We start from the raw sequence: 22,896 nt of genomic DNA, 5'->3' as shown, positions 1-22,896 counted from the left end.
GCCCGTCGTGGGAGCGTCCCACATCGCTGCGACACGCCCGGGGGGGCGATACCGGATGTGTGAAAGACATAGTCAGCGCGGATAACAGACGGCAATCGTCGGGCGCCCGGGTTCATCAGCCGAGGTCAGGCAGGTCGCGGCGGCTATGCATAGCTCAACTTCCCGGTGGTGATAAATCATATTGTTACGCAAGGTGTTTCAAGCGCCATTTCCGGCGATCTTTTGGCAGTGACCGTGTTGCAGTCGCGCTAGGGTGCTGTCTACCGGCCGATGCCGGTCGATCCCGACGTCAGAAGGAGCAGTGATGAGCGCGCGGCCTCAACTTCCACGAGTGAGGCGCGTACGTGTCGAACTGCGACTTGACGAGGATCTCGCTGAGCGTCTCTACAAGCTTGCCGGCGAGCAGCGATCGCACCTGTCTGTTGTCAGGAACCGCGTGATCGAGGCAGGACTGAACATCCTCGACTCGGATGGGAGCGCCTAGCTAATCACGAATAGCAGAATAGCACTTGGGCGGACGTCATTCAGGCGACGGTGCACGAGTTCCGCGTAGAGCAGGTGGTGCGGGCCGTGCCAGATCGATTAGCCGCACGATGACCTGGTAGGGCGTGGTACCCCCAACGGCGCCGACGTCACCAATCTGTCGGTGGCCGGTGGCACCATCTGGTTCATGATGAAGAAGTCGCCAGCGAAGCGGGTGAGGGACCGCTGGGTCGTCGACCGGAGCTGCTTCGAGGGCTCAGTGGTGATGCGGCCGACGGGACCCAGTAAGGCCTCTCGGCCGGCGGTCACTGAGGTCCATTTCCCGGACATGACGAGTCCGTGCATTGTGGTTCTTCCACTGCCCGTTCGGTACCGGCGCCGCCGCACGGTAGAAGGTAACGTCGTGTTCGGCGCGGATAACTGGTGGTCGGTGCTCGGGTCCTCGTTCGCGTTCGCCAAGTATTCAGGCAATGCGAACGCGCAGTGGTTCGGCATCAAGTTTCTGAAAAACTACTACGACTGGTGGGACGGCGTCACTACAGATTTCGACCGCCTCGAGAGCCGTGATATCGCCACGGAGATTGAGGCCTGGCTCGAGTTGACGTACCCCGACGCGACTGGCCCGATCCTGGCGATCGACCAACGACCGGAGCCTGGCCGGTAAGCGCTCAGTGGATACGCACCCCGCATTCGACGGATTCAGGGTTGCCTAGTCCCCGATCGACGAGGAAATCGACGCTGCCGTCCTCGTCGAGGAACGGAGTCCGTCTTGCAGCGATCGACGACGAGATCGCCGAATAGACGCTCGCACGTTGGACATCGCTACCGCGCTGTAGCTGTGCGTACCAGGCCACCACCGCTCGGCCAGGTCCCCAGCAAGCCTGGCGTCGATGTAGTGGTCCGATCGGGCACGGGTGGCTGACGCCTGGCCTGCGCTGGCTGGAGACATCGGTGCGTCCATCGCGACACGCCGAGCCTGTTTCCAATGCGCTCAATCTTAGCTACCAGGCGTCACGGACCGCGGCTTGTCTGAGTTCGGTCCGTCGCCGCAGGTCGGAGGGTATGCATTCTCTTGCCTTCCCATGGTAGTGAGTCTTGTTGTTACGCGCGATTGATTTGAAAAATGGCGACAGGATTCATCGTGATCGCACACCGTAGTCGCTTCGTCAACGCGTACTTACGCCATCACGTCCCCGCCGGCGCTGTTGACACCGCGGTCCTCACGCGCATCGTTGGCGCACGCGGTCAAGGAAGGCGGAGCACGCTGCGCGGACCGATCTCGACTACGTTCGCAGGCCCTCGAGACTGGGCGCCTCCCACCGTCCGCTGGTGAGGTTTCCGTAGCATTCGGAATGCGCGTTCGTCGACGCGACGGCCAGGACGACACGCCGGACCGCAGGGCTAGATATGTGATGTGCATCACGTTTTCATGTCGTGGTCTGAAAGGGCATCTTGCGTCGGGGTGCGACCCCCTCTACCTCGGGTTTGGTAAAGGAGTGGCTGGATTATTCCCACCCATGGGAACTATTCGCCCGATACTTATCTCAGCTGCCAACAATCGGTATGTGGGAGCGCCGATCTGCTGGCAAACGGGCGGCGCTAGTTCCAGTTCGGGGCCTTATGGTGAATCGTGCCGGTGGCCGCCGGTGAGAACCAAAGGAGAGCCTCGTGTCAGATCAGTCTGATCGACGTGCGACGAAGGTTCGTCTCGAGTTGAGGCTGGATCCGCCTGTGGCAGAGCAGCTACAGGAACTTGCTGCTGAGGAACAGCGGACGGTGTCCGCGGTCGCGCAGCGATTGCTTGTCGGAGGCATGACTGCAGAAGTGAAGGAGGAACAGCAGAGCTAGCAGGAGCAATGAGACGGCGGCTTCGGTTGTCGCGATTCATGCTGCGCGTAGCGCGCTAAACGTCGAAAGCCCCGGGCGGCAACCCAGGGCTTTCGGAGCGGACCTGATCCGCAGTTTTGAATTTGAGTGGTCCCTTTGAAGGAGGACTGTGTCTATTTCAACGTACCCATGTGCGGGTGTCAAGTGTGTCTTTCGGCGTGTCGGCGAGGTGGTGGCCTGATGGTTCGCTACGGCCGCCAGCTCTCGGCACAGATCTCGCCGCAGCTGCCGTTGCCGATTCCGGAACTGGAGCCAGCGGATGAAGCCGAGGTTTCAGCTTCCGTCGTGGGACCTCGCTTGCTTGGCAGGTTCGTTGGCGATCCTCGGGGCTGGGTGCCCGCCGGTGAGGAGGAGCGGTTCGAGCGCTTGTGTCAGCGCACGACGACCATGGGCCGACCGGAGCTGCGGGAGCCGGCCGCGCGGATCGGTGCGGCGCTCCAGTGTCAGATTCCTGGGCGCTCTGAACACACGGACCGCAGTGCGGTAGGGCATGTGATGCGGCTGATTGCGGGCTTCCTGGAGCCGGCGTTGCCGATCGATGTGTCCGAGGTGTTCCGGAGGTCAGTGGTCGACGGGTACATCAATCACCTCGCCGCGACGGGACGTGGGGATGGTGCCCGTCAGACACGTGTGGTGCTGTACGCGTTGGGCCGGCTCGTGCATCCTCGGGAATATCCGATCTCCCGGGCAGCCGACAGTCTGCCCCAGAAGAGGGCGAAGAAGCCGGCCACGGACGCGATCATCGCCGACTGGTACAGCACCGCGGCCTCCCTGCCCGGAGAGCCCGGCCGCCGCGCGTACGTCAGCCTCGACCTCGCCCTCGGAGCAGGGATCCGGCAGGGTGAGTTGCTGCGCGTGCGTGGAACATCCGTGGCAGCAACGAAATACCAGGGCCGCGAGTACGCCGTGGTCACGCTGCCGAACCGTGCAGGCGGTGTACGCCACGTCCCGGTCGCCGATATCGATAGGTCTCGCCGGATCTTGCAGCGGGCCAATGAGGTCGGCGACGCAAGCATGCTCGAGCCCGGATGCGCGACCCCAGAACGCAACATGGGCAATCGCCTCAACGAGATGCTCAAGATGAGAGGGCAGCGACCGATCGACATCCTGGCCGCCCGGGAACGATGGATCTTCGACCTGGCATTGACGGTGCCAGCGTGTCTGCTGGTTCAACTCTCGGACATCAAGGACTTCGACGCGATACGCCACTATCGAAAGCAGTTTCCTACCTACGGGATCCGGGCAACGATGGCGGCGCTCGAGCCTGAGGGGCGTGCAAGTTGATCTCAACGATCAGGCCCACGCTGACAGTGTCGAGCGACCTGTTCGACGAAGCGGTCGGCGTGATCAACCGCTCGGGCGCCGACGTGCTCCTTGAGGGCATCTACCACAATTGGGCGGGCGTTGGTGGGCGCCGTGCAAGCGGCATCCGATACTCAGTCCGAGGATTCTTCACCGCTGCACTGCTGTGCGTGAGTCTCAAACGCCCGCCGACACTCGCCGGGATCCTCCAGATGCTCGCCGACTTCACTGTCGACCAACTGGCCGCAGTCGGCATGGATGGACAGGACTTGTCCGCGGTACGGACACACTCGACGGCCGAGTACAAGAAGTTCCACGCGTGGGTCAGCCGCCGTCTTGAGCCAATTGATCCCGATCGCGATCTGCCTGCCCGCAGGATCACCAACGCTGAGAATCAGCGCATCATCGACAAGCGCAGCGAAGCCGACCGGGAGGCGTCTCAGCGATCTCGCGACTTGCTGAGCGAGGTGATCAACCGTCTCGTCATGGGATCGGTCTGGGAGCAAGCCCCGACAGGATGCGTCGGAGACCTCGTCGTGGACGAATCCATCTACGACCTCGCCCGACACACCTACGGCTTGGGAGTAGCACCGGATCGTCAGCGCGGAGCGGCACCAGGAAGCCGCACGTATGGGCGCGACCACAAGCACAACCTCGGAACCGGCGACGGCAAGAAGTCACTTCGCAAGAGCGGCATCGGAATTGGCCTGACCGCACTGACCAGAGTCGGCGAACCCCACCGACTGACCGCGGTAGCACCGGTCATCATCGGTATCGATGTCCATGCCCCGACATCCGGCGATCCCGGCGCCGTGCTGCGCGCATTGGGACGCGCTCGCGAGAACAATCTCACGGCGCGCAGTGCGACTCCCCGAGCGCGATGGCCCTATCTCACAGTCGACATGGGGTACAACTCGAAGAAGGGCTTCGCCGACGCGATGATCCGGCAACGGTACGCCTACGTCGGCCGATACCCCCAGAAGTGGGGCACCGTTCACGCGTCCGCACCGACGAAGCTCGGCGAGCAACAGCCAGGCCCGGTAATGGTCGCAGGAGATCTGTACTGCCCAGCGGTTACGAAGATCGCGTCGACTATCACCGTCCCACCAGCCCGCGAGCTTCTGAACGCCAGTCCCGCAGGCTTCGCCGATCACGATCGTAGGTTGCAGCGGATTCTTCCGCTGTTGATGGGGCGGAACTCAAGGCCAGTGCACGGTAGCGTGCAACGTGGGCCAAAAGACCCGGAGCGCCCATCAGACCCCGACACGGTGAAGGTCCGTGTGGTGTGTCCTGCGGCTTTTGAAAGGGTTCGGTGCCCGCTCAGGCCGACCACGATGTCACTGTCAGGGGACCTTCCGACACTCGAGCCGACATGGACCCCGCAGCAGTACGCGTGCTGCGAAAAGGGCACGATCACAGTCGGTCTGACGCCAGATCAGGTGCGCATGGGTCAGTTCGGATTCACCCCGGGGTCGTGGGAGCACATGCTCTACTACGAAGCGGCGCGGTCACTGACGGAGCGGCAGTTCAGCGTCCTCAAATCCAGGACCGTGACAGGTCTCGCGGACTTGACGGTCGGACCACGACGGCAGCCCATGATCGCGATCAGTTTGGCGATGGCCGTCGCGGTCACAAATCTAGCCACGCAACGGGCGCATGAGGAACGCCGACCGCGGGGCGGATCGATCCGCCGACGCGTGAGGCTCCTCGAAGCAGACCTCGGTTACCCACCGACGATGACCCCCGCTCGAACGTAAGCAGTCACGAATCGTGGCCGGCCCAGCATCCTGGGCCGGCCACTTTTCGTATCCCGGCCCACCCATTTCTGTGGAAAATCGCATGTCCAAACCGCGCCCACATAGCGCCGAGGCTGAGACGCTCACCAACACTGCACCCCTCACTCGTTTGCATCTCGACGCCGAGGGTCCGTCCTCGAGGCGCCCAAACCCAGCGTGCCGCCGCCCAGCGCGCGTCGAGCACGCGGTGGATTCTGTGGAGAATCACGAACAATTCTGTGGAGACCGCGACCATGGACGACCGGTGACATGCGATCGCGAACCGCTCACAACGAGCAGTTCTATGAACTGTCGAACCCCAGGTCACGAACTCGAGAAGTCGTTTGACCTGGGGTTCTTGTTTCTGGAACGGCTATTTCCAATGCAGTGAGCGCACGATCGCGGCGATGTTCGCCCTCGTGGGGACCACGGTCCGGCTCGCGCTCAGGTCGCACGGTGCCCGAATCACCCACCCCGTAGCGTGGTGCCGGTGAATCCACTCGCATCGCTCCTCGCTGCTGACGGACTGGCTGCGGGAGCACTCGGATGATCGGCGTTCGGTGCGATGAGTGCGTGGGCGCCGCGGCTTCGTCGCGGTGGGCCGACGATCACCTATCGGCGCAGCCGCCGCATCCTCATGTCGTCTCCGAGGTCGCCGAGGGCCTGGCCGCTCCGGGCTACGCGGAGCCGCTGTGGTTGGCTGCAACCTCCTTGGCTGCCTCGATCCACCGCGTCACTTCGGCGCCGGTTGCATTGAGTGGAAGCCGCGCCAGACGGAGGGTTAACGTTGTGGCGTCGGAATGGTCACGCATCGGGACGACGATGGACGCAACGTTGTACGTGCCGTCGGCCTCGACGGCTTTCGGCGTGTAGTCGATCCCGGCGCTGGTGATCGCTTCCCTGACCCGCCGCTCGTGGGCGGGCGTGACGTTCGGCGAATCATATCTGCGGGTAGCAGCATTCACGGCCTCGTACGCTTGTGCGGCATCTACCGCACCGTCGGGCAGGAAGGCGAGGACCCATCCGTGTTCCCGGAGGAAGTCGAGCCGCGCTCGGCAGCGGTCCACGACCTCGTGGTCCACCTTTCCCAGGCGGCGCAACCACCGGTCCTGGGCGTCGGCGCCGCGATCGAAGACGACGGAGTCGCCGAGTGGCGGGACCAAGGGAATTCGGTTGGCGAGGTTGGTGCTGTGGCTCTCTCCCGGCGCAGCCGCGGAGATGACGGCCGCCATCTCGTCCTGACCCACTTCCGTGAAGACGGTTACTTCACAGCCGATCTCGTGTGCAAGGCGTTCGACGTCCGGCCGCAGGCCCGCGAGTGCCTCCGCGATCGGCGCCATGGAGTGGTCCAGGCGTGCCACAAGAGAACTGCAGACGAACGTCCCTTATCCGCCCTGGAGAAAGATCAGTGGCGGGACGGGATCGTTGACCTCCACCTCGTGGACCTCGCACAGGACGATCCAGTGGTCGCCAGCCTCGATGATCTGGGACATCGATGCTTCCAGCCAGGCGATTGAGGCGTCGAGAACGGGTGCCCCGGACGGCGCCGGCTTCCATCCGATGCCGTCCAGCTTGTTCTCCCAGCGCCGAGCGATCGTCGCGACGACTTCCTCCTCACCGCCACCCATGACGTTGATGCACAGCGTCTCGCACTCTCGAAGTCGGTCGAAGGTGCGTGACGTGCGCATCGGCATGAAGGACACGAGCGGCGGATCGAGGGAGACGGAACTGAAGGTCCCGACAACCATGGCGAGGATCTCTCCGTCAGCTGTGAGCCCGGTGACGACCACGACCCCGGTCGGATAGTGCCCCATCACCTCCCGCAGCCGGAGACCGTCGAGAACGTCGGCCGCGCAGGTGTTTTCACGTGTCGAGTCGATGGCCATGCGTCACTCCTTCGTTTCGGTCCTGGGTTCGGTGAGCGCCTGCAGTTTCGCCCCGAACCGTTCGGGCCGGAGGAAGGCGATGCAGAGCGCTCCGCCGAGGATGAGTAGAACGCCGGTGAGAGTGAATGCCTGGTTCACTCCCGTGGCCATCGCCTCCGCCATTGCGGACGACGGTGCGCTGCCCTTGGGAGGCGCGGTGTATCCGGCTCGGTCCATGAGCCAGCCGACCAAAGTCGGCGAGATGACCGCGCCCACCGAGGCGATTCCTCCCAGGGTCGCCAGGACCAACGGCCGCTGCCGCGCGCCAACGGCGTAGGCCAGTGCCGAGGCGACCATCGGGTAGACGATGCTGCACCCGGCTGCGGCCGAGAGGAACGCCACAGCGACGGGACCCGCGGTCGCGGGGACGAGGAGGAACGCCGTGCCGGCGAAGAGTGCTGCGATCCCGAATGGCACCGCGATGGCGGTGTGTGCGGTGGCGCCGCGCGCCATCAGGCGCTGCCCGAGGGCACCGAGGCCCACCAACAGCGCCGCGCCGACGACCCACGGGGCGACGGTGACGATGCCGACGGCCTCGGTGCTGAGTCCGATCACGGTGCCGAGGTACTGCGGCAGCCAGGTGGTGAGGAAACCCTGCACGAAGAAGTTCGAGCCGCCGCCGATGACCGCCGCTAGAAATGTCAGGCTCAGGAAGATGCGGAGCGTGGGTACTGGTCGCTGAGTGTCGATCGTGTCCCCGCCGCCGGCTTCGGAGGAAGGCGCAGCAGCGCCGGCGACATCGGCTTCGCTTCCGTGTCGCGGCGCGCGCTTCTGCCCGAAGGGGCCGTCGCCGCCGAGCAGGAACCAGCCGATGGTCCACACCAGGCCCACGATGCCGAGGACGCCGAACGCCCAGCGCCATCCCCAGGCCACGATGACCACTGTCAGGAGTGGTGCCGCTATGACGGGTCCCAGCGCGGAGCCGGCAGCCACCAGGTTCGACGGGAGCGCGCGGCGGTTCGGGGCGAACCACGAGTGGGCCGAGGTCAGTGACATCGCGGTGGCCGGCCCTTCGGCGCCGCCGAGCACGATGCGCGTCACGAGCAGAACGGCGGCGCCGCCGCCGAGCAGCATGGGGAACTGCAGGACGGCCCAGATCAGTCCGAGTGTCAGGAGTACCCAGCTCACGGCAACACGTGTCGCGATCATGCCGGTGAGGATCGACACGATCGAGTAGAGAAAGAAGAATGCGCTCCCGATGAAACCGAACTCGACGGAGGTGATTCCGAGGTCCGGGATGGCGCGCGACGCCACGAGTCCGAGGACTGCCTTGTCCGCGAAGGCGATGACCTGAAACAACACCAGCATCGCGACCACGACCCAGGCGGACCGGGTACCGGTTGTCGGCGACAATCTCGAGAATGCGGGTGTGGACGTGACGGATTGACTCATGATTTCTGCGGGCCTTCCGGGTGGAAACGGCGCCGCTGGGCTGGAGCTGCGCCGATCGTCTCTGTGGAGAGCCGATGGCACCAAAATATGACCGGGATCACTTAACGAGATAGGAGGGAAACCCTTACTGGTAATCCATGTCACATCGGGTAAGACTTGGAGGGGTGACCAGTCCGCAGCCCAACCCCATCGCGCGACCCGTGCACAGCCGCTCGGTCCGGGCGCAGGTCAACGCCGTCCGCTCACGCATCGTTTCGGCCCAGGATTCGGCGGGCGCCGTGCGCACCCTGATCGAGGACAGGGAGGTGGAACTCCGTGCGTGGGTAGGGTTTTCGCCCGCGATCGAGACTGATGCGCGCGAAGTCGACCGCCGTATTTCCGACGCTGGCGACTCTTTGCCGCTCGCCGGGCTCTCGGTGGGCGTCAAGGACCTGATCGACGTCGCCGGGATGCCAACGCGTGCGGGATCAGACATCACATCGGACGAGCCGGCCGCCCTTGATGCCCCGTGCGTCGATCGCCTGCGCACTCTCGGTGCGGTGATCCAAGGGAAGACGGTGACCACCGAGTTCGGCTACTTCCGCCCGGGGGCCACCCGCAACCCCCACGCCGTCGACCACACCCCGGGTGGGTCGTCGAGCGGCTCGGCGGCCGCGGTCGGTTCGGGCACCCTTCCCTTCGCGCTGGGGACGCAGACCGCGGGGTCGTTGACGCGCCCGGCGTCGTTCTGCGGTGCGGCGGCAATGGTTCTGGCCCACGGGAGCACGGATACCTCAGGGATCACCGGCTTGAGCCCTTCGCTGGACTCCCTCGGACTCCTGACGAGAACGATCACCGACCTTCAGTACGTGTACGAAGCCTTCACGGGCAAGCCGCTCGCCGTCCCCGCCGTCGCGGGCGTGGAGGTACGTCTCTGGTCCGGAAGTTCGCTCGACACCTTGTCGGCCCACATGCGTCATCTGCTCGACACGCTGCCTGTGGTGCTCGGTGAGGTGGGAGTCACCACCACGGCTCTGCAGCGGGACGACCACATCCGAACCCTGACGGACGATCAGGTGGCCGTGATGGCCTACGAGGCATCCCGGACGCGCGCCGCGGAGGCCCGGGATCACGCGGATCGGTTGAGCACATCTCTGCTGGAACTGCTCCGCACCGGAGCGGGGGTGTCGACGGACTCGTATCGAGCGGCTCTGGTCCGGCGGGACCGGTCGCGGACGATGGTCGCGGACTCGCTCGGCGACCACGCGGTGATAGTCGGCCCCGCGGCGCTTGGGCCCGCACCGAAGGGGCTCGGGGCCACGGGTTCCCCCGTGTTGAGCCGCGCCTGGCAACTCCTCGGATGCCCAGTGATCACCGTGCCCGGGGCGCGCACAGACGACGGTATGCCGCTCGGATTGCAGGTGATCGGGGTCGGGGGCGGCGAGGGCGCGATCTTCGCCGTTGCCCGGGCCCTCGAGCAGCGACTCGGATCGACCGTCGTCTGACGGATTCCCGCAGGCCCACCGGACTCACCGCGAAAGGATCGCCATCATGTTGCTCACACCGCGACCGATCGAACATCATCGCATGTTCCTCACCTGCTACGAGGACACGTTCAACTACGGATGGCACCATGTTGATCTCTTCGTTCACGACCGTCACGGCCGCGAAGTGAACTGGGTCCATTGGACCGTCGAGGCCGATGGGCCGGATGCGGCGGACGAGTCGGTTCGCCGGGAGGAGCCGCAATTGCGGCGGCTATCGGATTGGACTCATTGCGTGAGCGCGGCCGGCCAGGATTACTGGACGGCCGACGCGGGGTGGGAAGACGCGTCGGCGACAGGCGCGCGATGATCCCCTCCGAACCTGCGAACGCCACGGACGTCACGGTCTACGTCGTGGACGACGACCCCGCGCTGTGCGATTCGGTCGACTGGCTCCTCGGCAGCATCGGCATCCGGCCCGTCATCTGCCACAGCGCCGACGAGTTGTTGGAGCAGTACGACGGCACGACCCCGGCTTGCATTGTGCTGGACGTGCGGATGCCGAAGACGAGCGGGACGCGGCTGCAGGAGACTCTCAACGACATCGCCCCGCACGCGGCAATCATCTTCGTCTCCGCGCACGGCGATATCCGGATGTCGGTATCCGTCCTGCAGGCGGGCGCTATCGACTTCCTCGAGAAGCCGTACGACCCGCAGCGGTTATTGGATACGGTCCAGTCCGGAATGCAGAAGGCCGCGGAGAGTTTCACGGAGTTCTCCAGCCAGCGGGCGGTACAGCGGCGGGTCGCGCTGCTGACGCGCCGCGAGCGGGAGATCCTCGCGCTGGTCGTCGAAGGGCTGCCGAGCCAGAACATCGCACGGCGTCTCGAGATGAGTGTCAAGACGGTCGATGTGCACCGCGCGCGGATCAAGGCGAAGACGGAAGCGGAGTCCATCAGCACGTTGGTCCGGGATATCCTTCGATTCGACGTCGTGATACCCGGCGATAACGTCGAAGAGTAGGCGATCGAGTCGGCACCGGGCGCGAATCACCGCGCTGCCGGTCATCGGTAGCGGTCGGCTGTGCGATCTCCGAGACCTCAGTAGTAGTCGAGAACGATTCGGTCGGACTTGGTCCGCGACACGCACACCGCGATGGTCTCACCGGCGTCCTTCTCGGACGCTGTGAGAACGTTGTCGCGGTGCTCCGGTGTTCCGGAGAGGACCTGCATGATGCAGGTTCCGCAGATGCCCTCCTGGCAGGAGGTGTCGACGTCGCAGCCGTTCTCCTGCAGCACCTCCACAATGCTGCGATCGGCCGGCACGGTGTATACCTCGCCCTCGAGCTCGACCTCGAACTCGCGGTTGTCGGAGTCGTCGACCTCGGCAGCATGGAACCGTTCGGAGTGGATCGCGGTCGCGGGAAACCACTTCTCCGCCGCGGCCATGACCTTGTCCATGAAGCCATCGGGGCCGCACATGTAGATGTGCGAGCCTCTCGGGGCTGCCGCTACGAGGGCGGCGAGCGCGGTGTCCTGCGCGTCTCGGCTGATCCCCAGGTTCGCGTGCAGCTTCTCCGGGCACCGCTCCTGCAGCAAGGGCAGGAAGGCCGCCTGCTCTGCCGTGCGGGCGAAATAGTGAAGTTCGAACGGGATGTCGTGCACGTCCATGTACCGGGCCATGCTCAGCATCGGGGTGATCCCGATCCCCGCCGCGATGAGAATGTGGTACGCGGCGTCGTCCTCGATGCGGAGAACGTTACGCGGCTCACTGATCTGGAGCCTGTCACCCACCCTCAGCTCGTGCAGAGCGGAGGAGCCGCCCCGCGAATCGTCCTCACGTTTGACGGCCACCGTGAAGGAATCCGGCGCCTCGGGGGTGCTGCACAGCGAGTACTGACGCGTGATCGACGTCGGCCCGACCACGTCGATGTGGGCGCCCGGGATGTAGGACCCCAGCGGAGTCCCGTCGGATCGCACCAGTCGGAAGGACTTGATCGTCGGGGTCTCTTCAACGATCTCGGCGACGGTGACGTCGATCAAAGTCATGGCGTACTCCTGGAGCTGAGGGTTGGATATTTGCGTTCGATCCGCTCGCCCCCCGGAGGACTCGGGAGCGGGCGGTGCGCGCTGTCACCGCGCGTACAAGCCCCCGTTGACGTCCCAACAGGCGCCGGTCACGAAGCCCGCGTCGGGGGCTGCCAGCAACTCGACCATCTTCGCGACGAAGCCCGGATCCCCCAGCTGTGCGACGGGGATCCCCGCGATCACGTCGTCCAGCTTCTCCGCCGGGACTGTTCGATGCACGATCGGAAGATCGTGCGGGCCGGGCGATATCGCGTTCACAGTGACCCCGCGGGCGGCGAGTTCACGGGCGAAGATCTTGGTCACCGTCAAGATCGCGCCCTTGGAGGCGGCGTAGTGGCCGCCGGTCGCAGTGCCGCCGTTCTGGCCTGCGAGGGAGGCCATGTTCACAATCCGCCCGTAGCCCTTGTCCGCCATTGCGCCGCCGATCACCTGGCACCCGAAGAAGACGCTGTTCACGTTCGTGGTGAGCACCCGCTCGAAGGCATCCTGCGGAAGGGTCATCAGATCGGCGGCCTGGGTGACCGCGGCATTGTTGACCAGCACAGTGGGGGTGCCCCAGTGCCGTCGAGTCTCCGCGAGCGCGTTCTCGAACCCGGCCCTCTCGGACACGTCGAGTCGGAACCCGCGGGCCGTTGCGCCAGATGGGTCGAGCTCCGCAGCCAGACCTTCCGCGGCGGCCTGGTCGATGTCCGTCACCAGGACCCGGTGGTTGCCGGCGTGCAGCCGTCGAACGATGCGCTCTCCCATGCCGCCGGCGGCACCGGTGACCACGGCGATCCCCGAGACGGTGTTCTCGTCAGTCATCGTCTCCCCTACACCAGATACCCGGAGGCGCGCGTCGCGTCCTCGCTGTCGAGCAGGCGGACCACCTTGCGTTCGATCCGGTCACCATGGGAGCGCAGGGCGATGATGTATTCCACGTCCGCGCCGATCGTGATGAACTCGTTCCGCTTGAAGGCGCTGAGGAGCTGTGCTCCGCGGAGCACCACCCGATGGTCGTCCACGGACGTGACAGAGAACCGGGAGACGATGCGCGCGGTCCGCGCAGCGGCCACCGCGGCCGGTGAGTATCCCTGGATCATCCGCTGGACACGCAGCGCGCGCATCCGCTTGTCGTCGTAGATCATGTTCAACGTTCCGGCGAAGTCATCCGTCTCGGGATCGATCGGGACGATGTAGAGCCCCTCATCGGTGAATAGCTCCTGCCACGCCTCGTAGTTCTTGTCGTCGAGGAGTTTCGCCTCGTGCCAGGCCAGCTCGATCGCCCGGAGCACTCGCGGGTCTGCGAACATCAGGTCGCTCATCGCTTCTCGCCTCCGTCCGCAGCCGGCAGCGGCTGTTCCATCATTCGCTTCCACATCGCGTACGACTCGCGCATCCCGGTCTCGTCGGTGACGTGCGACGTGGGCCAGCCCTCGTCCGAAGGCTTCTCGCGTCCTTCGCCGCGGTTGACCAGGATCGGCATTCGCGGATCGCCGCCGGCACCGATCTGGACGCGGTCCCAGCCCTCGGCGTCGTCGGGGCTGCCGAATCCGAACGGACCCTGGAAGTGCTCGTGGATCCGCAGGCGCTCCTGGTTGATCGACTCGGGGCCACCGTCCATGCCGATCGCCATGTGCCAGACCTCGGTTACGTTCACGTCGATCGGGATCAACACCCGGAAGAACGAGGACGACATGGCGATGTTCGGGAACATGTTGAGGTTGAAGCCACTACCGTGCATGGACCGCATGTATCGCCGGATCCGAGCGGGCTCCTCTCCGGCGGCCTCCAGCTCGTCCACGAGATGCTGGAATCGCGGCTGTACCTCCTCTTCGCCGTCGTCCACATCGAGGTCGGCGTGGGCCGCCGCCATGATGGCGACGCTGTGCCCGTTGCCGAGGGCGTGGGTCACGGCCTCGGGATCGTCCATGAACGACATCATGTTCGCCGTCTCCGCGTCGACCGAGGTCATCCACGACTTGTGCACCATTGGGAAGTGGTAGCCGTCGGTGGTGTTCTCGAGCTGGATCTTCCAGTTGCCGTTGAACCGGAACTTGTGAGTCCCGATCACCTTGGTCGGGAAGCCGTTGGACTGCTTGAGGAAACGTTCCATCCAGATCTTCGCATCGCCGAGAAAGTCGGTGAGGGGCTCGGCGTCGTGATTGAACGTCGCCCAGATCATCCCCAGGAAGCTCTCGGTCCGCAGCGACTTGAGCGGGTAGTCCTTCTTGTCCACCACGCCCTCGTAGCCGTCGGGGTACGGAATGCCGCGCAGCCGGCCGTCGAGTGCGTACGACCAGTTGTGGTACGGGCAAGTGAACCCGTTCGCCTTGCCGCTGCGCTGGTCGCACACGGTGGCGCCGCGGTGCCGACAGCGGTTGAGCAGCGTGTGGAACTGCCCTTTGCGGTCCCTGCTCACGATGACCGGCTGGTCACCGACCCACGTCGTCTTGAACGAGCCCGACTCGGGGATCTCGCTCTCGTGCGCCACCCACACCCAGGTGCGGTCGAAGATCCGGCGCAACTCCTCGGCGTAGATCTCGGGATCGGTGTACAGCTGTCCTGCGACGCGGTCCTCCTGGACCAGGTCGGCGTACGCCGAAGCCTCGCGCTTCTCGGTGCTGGTCATTGGCCTACTCTCCTTACGCTTCTCGATCCTCAGACTTCGACGTCGTCACGGATGGTGAGCTCGCGCCCCATCCGCGCCTCCACCTTGAGGTAGCGCCACAAGGCGTATTCTCCGATCATGGTGGTGCGCAGAAGATTACATACATCGCGCACAGTCTCCTGGTCGCGGACGTCCGCGAGCACGTAGCAGGTCCAGGGCCAGCCGTCGGAGGGGCCGACCATGTGCGCGTCGTCGTCGAAGGTGCCGATCACCTCGACCCCGTCCATGTTCTTGAGGTTCGTGAGCATCGTCGAGACACCGACCCACACGGGGCCGATATCGGCTTTCGGCAGGTCGAAGAAGTTCTGGTTGTTTCCGAAACAGAACAGGGTTCGAAGTGGTGACACGGGATCTCTCTCTCGTCGGTACGGAAGGGCTGAGGCTCAGGGGAAGCTGGGGATCCCGGCTGGCATGCCGAGAAGGACGGCGCCGGCCGCCTCGTACGTCGCGGTGGCGAGCATGGCGTGCTGGGCGGGAACGATTCCGTCCTGCAGGAACCGCTGCATGGGGTGTTTCACGTAGATCGCGCCGGTGCCGGCGAGGTCGAAGGCGTCCATGATCACTCGACGGCCGACGTGTGCCGCCGTGGTCGCGCCCAGTCGCAGCAGGGTCCTATGCCGCTCCGTGATCTCCTCGTCGCGGACCGCGAGGTCCCAGACCTCGTCGGTGATCTCGTAAAAGAACGCGCGGGCCGAGCGCAGCGACGCCTCGGCCCGTGCGAAGCCGATCTGATAGGTCGGTCGCGCACCCTTGCCCCCGCCACCGGTGATGGAGGTCTTGGCTGCTCCTGCCTTCTCCGCGTATTGCAGCGCACCACGGGCAGCACCGAGGGTGACGACGGCGAGGACCTGAGCCGCGTAGGCGAGCATCGGGTATCGCGTCAGCGGCTCCGAGATTGTCGGCGTGCCGCCTCGGACGAAGGTCATCTCCGCGGGGATGAAGACGCGCTCGGCCCGAACGATGTGCGAGCCGGTGGCGCGCATCCCTGCCACGTCCCAGTTCTCCACGATCTCCACGTCGTCGGGGGACACCAAGGCGGTCAGCGGCTTTCCCTCGGTCTCGGGGCCGCCGGCGAGGCCCATGCCGAGCAGGTCCGCCCCCTTGCAACCGCTGGCGAACTGCCACTCACCCGACACCAGGTAACCACCCGGGACGGACTCCGCCGTCTGCATCGGGAACATCCCGGCCGCGAACGCGACGTCTGGGCCGTCGGCGTAGACCCGCTCCTGCGACTCCACGGGCAGGGCCGAGAAGTAGCTCGTGGCGGAGCCGAAGCTGGCGACCCACCCCGTCGCGGGGTCCACCTCCGACACCCGCTCGACGAGGCGCATGAAGGCGGAGGGCGACAGGGGCTCACCGCCGAATCGCTGCGGCGTCGCCGCCCGGAACAGGCCCGTGCGCTTGAGCAGATCGATGTAGTCGCCGGGTACGTAGTGCTGGGCTGCGAACTCGTCGCGCCGCTCGGCCAGCACCTCCAGGGCGTACTCGAACGCGCGGTCGCGTTCGGCGCCGGCAGGGGCGGCGCTGACGCGGACCCGGGCCTGGTTGGTAGCCATGGGCATCTCCGATTCCTGTGTGGACTGTCCGCGGGGCTGGACGTGATGTGGACCACGTTAAGGACGCCGGCAGGGGAGCGGTATCCGCATTTCCTGCGGGCGGACTAAGGCAATCACCTATCGTCGCGGCAGGATCTCCGTGATTACGGTGGTCCGCGCCCGTCTTTGCACGGTCGGGATCCGGAGGAGAGACGATGTTTCCCACGCAGCACGATGCCCTCGAAATGGTCGTGCGGACGTCCACCGGGATCCTCATCCACGATGCGGCGACCAAGGAGATCCTCTGGGCGAACCCCGCTGCGCAGCGGATGTTCGGCTTCACGCTGGAGGAACTGACGCCGCTCAAGGCCCACCACATGAGCAGCCAGGAGCGGCAGTTCCGCCGTTAGGTCGGCGTGGGCTGGCTGCACGACGCCGTGCTCCACGGGACGAGCCGCCGGCAGTGGAAGTACCGCACCAAGTCGGGCCAGGATTTCCTCACCGATGCGAGTGCCACCCTGGTCCGGTTCGAGGCGCGGCCAGTGATCATGGTCGAGTTCCGCCTTGCAGCGGCGATGGAGCTGCAGCAGGAGCTCGACCGCGTCTCCGACTCTCTCCAGCGCCTGATGACCTACACGGCCGCGGGCATCGTCGTCCTCGATACCAACGGTGTGATCGAGGACATCTCGCCCGCTGCCGCGAGGCTCTTCGGCCGCTCCGCCGACGAACTCATGGGCGTGGGCATCGAGGAACTCGGCGACTGCGAACCGCGCCCCTCATCACCCACCGTCACCGCCCGGCTGGTCGCTGGCACCGGGTCGGTGAACGTCACACAACGTGTGGTCTCGCCGTCCGGCGCGATCACCTGGCTGGCGGGCGAACTCGAACGCGTCGCGCACGACGGGATCACGTCGCTGGTCCTCACCGTGCGCAACGTCACTGACCGCGTCGAGCTGGAGCGCTCGCACGCCTACCAGCAAGCGAACCTGCAATACCTGAGCCGGTACAACGCCATGGGAGACATGGCGATGATCCTGGCGCACGAACTGGGACAGCCGCTGGCGGCCGGAATGAACTTCCTCCGCGGCCTGCAGGCCCGGACCGTCGACGGCGCCCTGCCACCCGATGCCCTGTCGTACGGCCTGGACGCCATCGCCAAGCAGCTGTCGCGGGCGGGCGAGATCGTCGCGTCTGTCAAACGCTACGTCCGCCGGATCGAGAGCACGAAAGCGACCATCGACCTCAGGACGACCGTCGACGAGAGCCTCTACTTCGTCCGCCTCCGGGCGGCAGAGCGGGGAGTCGAACTGGAGGTGCAATCCCACCCCGACGAGTTGCCCATCGAGGGCGAGAGCGTACTGATCGGCCAGGTAATCATCAACCTCTGCTTCAACGCCATCGACGAGATCGTTCAGCCGTCGGTGGCTGACAAGAGACTGACCGTTCGAGTGTTCGCCGAGGATCGGACCGCGTGCGTGTCCGTGATCGACCGCGGCAGCGGCATGCCGGGCGCCGTGGCCGCCTCCGAAGGGGACCGTCTCGCGACCGGCGCTTTCGGCACCAAACGCGACGGTGCCGGCATCGGGCTGATCCTTTCCGAGCACATCGTCGAGCGGCACAGCGGGGAGCTGCGCTACGAGCAGAACTCGCCGACGGGGACCGTCGCGACGATCCGGTTACCCCTGCTCGACCCCGATCAGGGGCGAAGCAGCACGGACGCAGACGGGTAGTCGCTCGCGAATCGGTCGGGCAGGGGAGCGATGAACACATTCTCGGTCCGCGTCCGCGAGATGTACCAGCGTCCGTCGATCCGCCGGAAGGCGTTGTTGAGTCGGCTCGAGCGCAGAAGCCCCGTGCCGTCGGAGAACAACCACGGCTGCATGTGTATCCACTGCCCGTCCGCTTCGTCGTCGCGCACGTGGATCTGCTCAGAGGTCAGGTAGTGCGCGTTGAGCACGAGAGTGGGGTCGCTCTTCTCGCCCCAGAACCGCTCGAAGTGTCGCCGGATCGCGCCGGCACCCTCGGCCCGGCCGAACTGCCCGTCGTAGTACTCCCCGACGCCCTCCCACACGGCGTCGGGCGTGTACAGCGCCAGGATCGCGTCGATCCGGGCCGCGTCATCGGTGATGCCGAACTCGGGGCACGGCGTGTCGCAAAGGAACATGTAGCGCGCCTGGAGCCGGCGGATCTCCGCCTCCGATTCCAGCCGCTCCACGCGCCGTCGTAGTTCTTCGATGGCCTCCGCGTCGCTCACGGGCCCTCCTCGTCGTAGGCGGATGTCGGCGGCCGACGACCGCCGCGCCTCCACGCTACGTCCGTGGTGACCCGAATCGACCCCTTCCAGATTATTGCCTGTTGACACTCAATCCAGACCAAATAGGTCCTGGTGCATCTCAATCCGTCGCTCTACTGTGTGAAGTGAGATACGGATCACACTGAGGAGGGCGCCATGGAGCTGCGGCATCTACGGCAGTTCCTCGCTGTCGCGGAGACCGAGCATTTCGGCCGGGCGGCGGATGGGCTGCACATCGCGGGTCCGGCCCTGTCGCGCACGGTCCGCCAGCTCGAGGATCACATCGGCACTCCGCTGTTCGAGCGAACCACCCGGCAGGTGCAGCTCACGGAGGCCGGGCGCGTGTTCGCCGGTGAGGTGCGAAGTCTGCTCGCCGAGCTCGAAGACGCGGTCGGCCGCGCTCGGCTCATCGGCGAGGGCGCGAGCGGGGTGCTTCGGGTGGGTGTCACCGGCTCGGCCTCGTACGGAGTGCTGCCCCGCGTGGTGCGGCGGCTGAAGGCAGAGCTGCCCGACGTAGAGCTCGCGATCGAGACGGAGCTCCTCACCCCGATCCAGGCGGCGGCACTCACCGACGGCCGGCTCGACCTGGCGCTGCTGCGTACCCCGGTCGCGGTCGCCGGCATCGACCACCGGGTGTTGTTCAGCGAGCCACTGATTCTCGCCCTCCCGGACGGACACCGGTTCATCGGCGACCGAAACGTCACCGTGGCCGATCTACACGACGAGTCCTTCGTCACCTACCCGGCCGACACCGGATCCGTGGTCGACGGGGCGGTGGTTCGCACCTGCGCCGCGGCGGGGTTCACGCCGCGTCGGACGCATCAGGTCGCTCAGACGTCGACTCTGCTCGCTCTCGTCGCGGCCGGCCTCGGCATCGCGCTCGTCCCGCGCAGCGCGAGCTCGGTGCGGCTGACCGGTGTCCGCTTCGAATCCGTGCCTGACACCGAGCGGGTGGAGCTCGCGATCGCGTGGCGGGCCGGCGACGACTCTCCGCTCCTGGCCCGAGTCCTGCAGGCCCTTGGGTCCGCCGATCTCACCGAAGAAGAGGCAGCGGCATGAGCCCCGGCGCGACCGACCTGCAGATCACTGCGATCGAGGCGATCCCTTACCGGATCCCCTACGTCAAGCCACTGAAGTTCGCTTCCGGCCAGGTGACTCATGCGGACCACGTGCTCGTGCGCGTACAGACCGCCGGTGGGCTCGTCGGCTACGCGGATGCTCCTCCGCGCCCGTTCACCTACGGTGAGACCCAGGCCGGGATCGTCGCCGTCATCGACGGGGTCTTCGCGCCCGCACTCGTAGGGCTCGACGCCGGTGAACGCGAGATCGCGAAGCAGCGGATGCATCGGACCGTTGGCAACCCCGCGGCGAAGTCCGCGATCGACATGGCGGTCTGGGACGTGCTCGGACAGGCCTGGGGCGTCTCGGTGAGCCGCGCGCTGGGCGGTTTCACCGACCGGATGCGCGTCTGCCACATGCTGGGCTTCGATGAACCCGCCGCGATGGCTCGCGAGGCACGCGAGATCACCGACCGGTACGGCATCAGCACGTTCAAGGTCAAAGTCGGCCGCCGCCCCGTCGAACTGGATGTCGAGGTGGTGCGCGCGCTACGGAAAACACTGGGCGACAAGGCAGAACTGTATATGGACGGGAACCGGGGGTGGACCGCGTCGGAAGCGCAGTATGCGCTCGACCTGCTCAGCGATACGGGCCTCACCCTGGCTGAGGAGCTGTGTCCGGCCGACGATGTGCTGGGACGGCGCCGGCTGGTCGCGAACTGTCGCATGCCGTTCGTCGGTGACGAGTCCGTAACCACCCCCGCGGAGGTGACCCGTGAGCTCCTCGGTGGCAGCGCGACCGCGATCTCCATCAAGACCGCGCGCAGCGGCTTCACCAGCTCCCAGGAGATCCTGCACCTCGCCACCGGTCTCGGTGTCGAGGTCGTCATGGGCAACCAGATCGACGGGCAGCTCGGCACGGCCTGCACCCTGGCGTTCGGTGCGGCCCACGAGGCGACCAGCGCCCGCGCCGGGGAACTGTCCAACTTCCTCGACATGGCCGACGACCTGCTCACCGAGCCGCTGCGCATCGTTGACGGTGAGCTCGCCGTGCCCGCCGGAACCGGGCTCGGCGTCTCGGTTGACCCCGACAAACTGGCGCACTACCGGCTCGCCTGACGGCGGCCCACCCACCCTTCATTCAGGAAACATCAGCCCGCAGAGCAAGGAGAACATCATGACCACTTCCGAATTCGACGCGAAGGCCGCCGAGTCCGGCGCCGGTGCCACTGCCGCCTTCCTAAGCAAGCAGGCTCCCGTGGCGGATACGCCGCCGGAGCGTGTCTCGCAGCTCGCGACCGAGGTGATCACCGCGGTGCACGATGTGGTCCGCCGTCACAAGCTGACCTACGAGGAGTACGACGCCCTCAAGGCGTGGCTGATCAATGTGGGCCAGGACGGTGAATGGCCGTTGTTCCTGGACGTCTGGGTCGAGCACGTGGTCGAAGAGGTCAACAACGCGCACCACAAGGGCAACAAGGGCACTATCGAGGGCCCGTACTACGTGCCCGGCGCGCCCGACCTGGGCTCGCGCGGAACCCTTCCCATGCGCGCCGACGAGGCCGGCACCCCGCTGGTGTTCTCCGGTCGGGTCAGCGACCTCGACGGGAATGCGCTTCCCGGTGCGAAGGTGGAGATCTGGCACGCCGACGCCCACGGCTTCTACTCCCAGTATGCTCCCGGGCTGCCCGAGTGGAACCTGCGCGGCGTCGTGACAGCGGACGACAACGGCGATTTCGAGATCACCACGGTGCGGCCCGCCCCGTACCAAATCCCCACCGACGGCGCATGCGGCAAGTTGATCGCGGCTGCCGGCTGGCACGCGTGGCGCCCAGCGCACCTGCACCTCAAAGTCTCTGCTCCCGGCAAGGACCTCCTCACGGCGCAACTGTATTTCCCCGGCGACCCACACATCGGGGACGACATCGCCTCGGCGGTCAAGCCCGAGCTGATGCTCGACCCGAAGCCCGCCGAGGACGGCGTGGGGGAGACCGTGGTGTACGACTTCGCCCTGGACCCGGAGACCGTCTGATGCCTTTGTACGCCGTCCGGATGGACGTCGCGATCCCGGATGACATCGATCCCGAGCTGCGAGCGGAGACGATCGCGCGGGAGAAGGCGTACAGCCAAGAGCTGCAACGCGGCGGCGAGTGGCCGTACATCTGGCGGATCGTCGGCCAGTACTCGAACATTTCGGTCTTCGACGTGGCCGACAACGAACGTCTGCACGAGATCCTCTGGGGCCTACCTCTGTTCCAGTGGATGACCGTGGAGGTGACGCCGCTGGCGACGCACCCCTCGGATGTTGCGCTCGCCGACGGCGGCGAGTCGTGACCAGCCGGATCGTGGGCACCCCGGCGGAGGCCGTCGCGGGGGTGGCCGACGGCGCCACGATTCTGGTGGGCGGTTTCGGTCTCGCGGGCATGCCCTTCGACCTGATCGAGGCGTTGATCGACAACGGAGCGACCGACCTCACGGTGGTGAGCAACAACGCCGGCAACGGCGACCAGGGGCTGGCGGCGCTGCTCGCGGCACGGCGCGTGCGCAAGATGATCTGCTCGTTTCCCCGGCAGTCCGATTCGTGGGTCTTCGACGGCTTGTACGCGGCGGGCGAGATCGAGCTCGAGGTGGTGCCGCAGGGCACCCTCGCCGAACGGATCCGCGCCGCTGGCGCGGGCATCGGGGGCTTCTACTGTCCCACGGCAGTCGGAACGCCGCTCGCCGCGGGGAAGGAGGTGCGTGAGCTCGATGGGCGCACCTACGTCCTCGAGCTCCCCATCCGTGCCGACCTCGCGCTCATCGCCGCGCATCGGGCAGATCAGGCGGGGAACCTGGTGTACCGCAAAACGGCTCGGAACTTCGGTCCTGTAATGGCAACGGCAGCCGAGCTTGTCGCGGTCCAGGTCGAGGAGATCGTCGAGGTAGGCGGTCTGGATCCCGAGAGTGTCATCACTCCGGGCATCTACCCCGACCGGATCGTCGCGGTGCCCGCACGCCGCCTGGCCGTGGCGGGCGCACGATGACCGCCGCGGTGGCCGACGATGTC

General features: G+C 66.0%; 23 protein-coding genes. 13 read left to right on the top strand and 10 right to left on the bottom strand.

Annotated elements, in window-relative coordinates:
* The first annotated feature begins 670 nt into the window (after nucleotides 1-670).
* The 3 genes from FK529_RS03050 to FK529_RS03035 all read left to right on the top strand — a co-directional run bounded on the left by FK529_RS03050 (nucleotide 671) and on the right by FK529_RS03035 (nucleotide 5,429).
* Nucleotides 671-1,147, top strand: a complete 477-nt coding sequence (locus tag FK529_RS03050) for a hypothetical protein (protein WP_146559429.1) — start codon at nucleotides 671-673, stop codon at nucleotides 1,145-1,147.
* A 1,403-nt stretch (nucleotides 1,148-2,550) separates the two neighbouring features.
* Nucleotides 2,551-3,654 (top strand): site-specific integrase, encoded by a 1,104-nt coding sequence (locus tag FK529_RS03040; RefSeq protein ID WP_146559426.1) that lies wholly within the window; start codon nucleotides 2,551-2,553, stop codon nucleotides 3,652-3,654.
* Complete coding sequence (locus FK529_RS03035; protein ID WP_146559424.1) at nucleotides 3,651-5,429, top strand: hypothetical protein; 1,779 nt, start codon at nucleotides 3,651-3,653, stop codon at nucleotides 5,427-5,429. Before FK529_RS03040 ends, FK529_RS03035 begins: the two co-directional genes overlap by 4 nt.
* A gap of 695 nt (nucleotides 5,430-6,124) precedes the next feature.
* Here the strand turns inward: FK529_RS03035 and FK529_RS20465 are convergent.
* From FK529_RS20465 to FK529_RS03025, 3 genes are read right to left on the bottom strand one after another with little or no spacing between them, the layout of a single operon-like run.
* Nucleotides 6,125-6,808, bottom strand: a complete 684-nt coding sequence (locus FK529_RS20465; RefSeq protein WP_231702892.1) for a hypothetical protein — start codon at nucleotides 6,806-6,808, stop codon at nucleotides 6,125-6,127.
* A gap of 24 nt (nucleotides 6,809-6,832) precedes the next feature.
* Complete coding sequence (locus FK529_RS20460; RefSeq protein ID WP_231702891.1) at nucleotides 6,833-7,333, bottom strand: flavin reductase family protein; 501 nt, start codon at nucleotides 7,331-7,333, stop codon at nucleotides 6,833-6,835.
* 3 nt (nucleotides 7,334-7,336) lie between these two features.
* Entirely contained in the window at nucleotides 7,337-8,764 is a 1,428-nt protein-coding gene (locus FK529_RS03025) for an MFS transporter (RefSeq protein WP_146559422.1), read from the bottom strand.
* Nucleotides 8,765-8,928: 164 nt separating this feature from the next.
* Here FK529_RS03025 and FK529_RS03020 point away from each other — a divergent pair, with 164 nt between their 5' ends.
* The 3 genes from FK529_RS03020 to FK529_RS03010 are packed head-to-tail and all read left to right on the top strand — an operon-like array spanning nucleotide 8,929 to nucleotide 11,250.
* The gene (locus tag FK529_RS03020; protein WP_231702890.1) at nucleotides 8,929-10,248 is read left to right on the top strand and encodes an amidase; all 1,320 of its coding nucleotides are present in this window, start codon (nucleotides 8,929-8,931) and stop codon (nucleotides 10,246-10,248) included.
* A gap of 46 nt (nucleotides 10,249-10,294) precedes the next feature.
* Entirely contained in the window at nucleotides 10,295-10,597 is a 303-nt protein-coding gene (locus FK529_RS03015; RefSeq protein ID WP_146559418.1) for a hypothetical protein, read from the top strand.
* The gene (locus tag FK529_RS03010) at nucleotides 10,594-11,250 is read left to right on the top strand and encodes a response regulator transcription factor (protein ID WP_146559416.1); all 657 of its coding nucleotides are present in this window, start codon (nucleotides 10,594-10,596) and stop codon (nucleotides 11,248-11,250) included. The genes FK529_RS03015 and FK529_RS03010 overlap by 4 nt, the downstream gene beginning before the upstream one ends.
* 77 nt (nucleotides 11,251-11,327) lie before the next feature.
* Here the strand turns inward: FK529_RS03010 and FK529_RS03005 are convergent, their stop codons facing one another.
* The 6 genes from FK529_RS03005 to FK529_RS02980 form a co-directional block, all read right to left on the bottom strand.
* Entirely contained in the window at nucleotides 11,328-12,275 is a 948-nt protein-coding gene (locus FK529_RS03005) for a PDR/VanB family oxidoreductase (protein WP_146559414.1), read from the bottom strand.
* An 84-nt stretch (nucleotides 12,276-12,359) separates the two neighbouring features.
* Nucleotides 12,360-13,118, bottom strand: coding sequence for an SDR family NAD(P)-dependent oxidoreductase (locus FK529_RS03000; protein WP_146559412.1), 759 nt, complete (start codon nucleotides 13,116-13,118; stop codon nucleotides 12,360-12,362).
* 8 nt (nucleotides 13,119-13,126) lie between these two features.
* Nucleotides 13,127-13,618: an aromatic-ring-hydroxylating dioxygenase subunit beta gene (locus FK529_RS02995; RefSeq protein WP_146559410.1), complete on the bottom strand. Its 492-nt coding sequence runs from the start codon at nucleotides 13,616-13,618 to the stop codon at nucleotides 13,127-13,129.
* Nucleotides 13,615-14,925: an aromatic ring-hydroxylating oxygenase subunit alpha gene (locus FK529_RS02990; RefSeq protein ID WP_146559409.1), complete on the bottom strand. Its 1,311-nt coding sequence runs from the start codon at nucleotides 14,923-14,925 to the stop codon at nucleotides 13,615-13,617. The genes FK529_RS02995 and FK529_RS02990 overlap by 4 nt, the downstream gene beginning before the upstream one ends.
* A gap of 29 nt (nucleotides 14,926-14,954) precedes the next feature.
* Nucleotides 14,955-15,311 (bottom strand): hypothetical protein, encoded by a 357-nt coding sequence (locus FK529_RS02985; protein WP_146559407.1) that lies wholly within the window; start codon nucleotides 15,309-15,311, stop codon nucleotides 14,955-14,957.
* A gap of 36 nt (nucleotides 15,312-15,347) precedes the next feature.
* Nucleotides 15,348-16,520 carry an acyl-CoA dehydrogenase family protein gene (locus FK529_RS02980; RefSeq protein ID WP_146559405.1) on the bottom strand — a complete coding sequence of 391 codons (1,173 nt, stop codon included), beginning with the start codon at nucleotides 16,518-16,520 and terminating at the stop codon, nucleotides 15,348-15,350.
* A gap of 194 nt (nucleotides 16,521-16,714) precedes the next feature.
* Here FK529_RS02980 and FK529_RS21035 point away from each other — a divergent pair, with 194 nt between their 5' ends.
* Together FK529_RS21035 and FK529_RS02975 are read left to right on the top strand one after the other, a co-directional pair.
* Nucleotides 16,715-16,909, top strand: a complete 195-nt coding sequence (locus FK529_RS21035) for a PAS domain-containing protein (protein ID WP_438947165.1) — start codon at nucleotides 16,715-16,717, stop codon at nucleotides 16,907-16,909.
* A gap of 6 nt (nucleotides 16,910-16,915) precedes the next feature.
* Nucleotides 16,916-18,229 carry a sensor histidine kinase gene (locus FK529_RS02975; RefSeq protein ID WP_438947164.1) on the top strand — a complete coding sequence of 438 codons (1,314 nt, stop codon included), beginning with the start codon at nucleotides 16,916-16,918 and terminating at the stop codon, nucleotides 18,227-18,229.
* Here FK529_RS02975 and FK529_RS02970 read toward each other — a convergent pair.
* Entirely contained in the window at nucleotides 18,196-18,753 is a 558-nt protein-coding gene (locus FK529_RS02970; RefSeq protein ID WP_146559403.1) for a nuclear transport factor 2 family protein, read from the bottom strand. The two genes, FK529_RS02975 and FK529_RS02970, sit on opposite strands and share 34 nt — an antisense overlap.
* 195 nt (nucleotides 18,754-18,948) lie before the next feature.
* Between FK529_RS02970 and FK529_RS02965 the strand changes: the two genes are divergently transcribed.
* Genes FK529_RS02965 through FK529_RS02945 form a run of 5 tightly spaced genes read left to right on the top strand, consistent with a single transcriptional unit; the run spans nucleotide 18,949 to nucleotide 22,873 of the window.
* Entirely contained in the window at nucleotides 18,949-19,851 is a 903-nt protein-coding gene (locus FK529_RS02965) for a LysR family transcriptional regulator (RefSeq protein WP_146559401.1), read from the top strand.
* A gap of 17 nt (nucleotides 19,852-19,868) precedes the next feature.
* Nucleotides 19,869-20,969 carry a mandelate racemase/muconate lactonizing enzyme family protein gene (locus tag FK529_RS02960; RefSeq protein ID WP_146559560.1) on the top strand — a complete coding sequence of 367 codons (1,101 nt, stop codon included), beginning with the start codon at nucleotides 19,869-19,871 and terminating at the stop codon, nucleotides 20,967-20,969.
* Nucleotides 20,970-21,027: 58 nt separating this feature from the next.
* Entirely contained in the window at nucleotides 21,028-21,882 is an 855-nt protein-coding gene (gene catA, locus FK529_RS02955) for a catechol 1,2-dioxygenase (protein WP_146559399.1), read from the top strand.
* On the top strand, nucleotides 21,882-22,184 hold the full coding sequence (gene catC, locus FK529_RS02950; RefSeq protein ID WP_146559397.1) for a muconolactone Delta-isomerase: 303 nt from the start codon (nucleotides 21,882-21,884) through the stop codon (nucleotides 22,182-22,184). The genes catA and catC overlap by 1 nt, the downstream gene beginning before the upstream one ends.
* Entirely contained in the window at nucleotides 22,181-22,873 is a 693-nt protein-coding gene (locus tag FK529_RS02945) for a 3-oxoacid CoA-transferase subunit A (RefSeq protein WP_146559395.1), read from the top strand. Before catC ends, FK529_RS02945 begins: the two co-directional genes overlap by 4 nt.
* Nucleotides 22,874-22,896 lie beyond the last annotated feature (23 nt).

The sequence above is a fragment of the Tsukamurella asaccharolytica genome, from assembly GCF_007858435.1.
Classification (GTDB): Bacteria; Actinomycetota; Actinomycetes; order Mycobacteriales; family Mycobacteriaceae; genus Tsukamurella; species Tsukamurella asaccharolytica.
The sequence above is the reverse complement of the archived record's forward strand: the minus strand, read 5'-3'. Positions and strand labels throughout refer to the sequence as shown.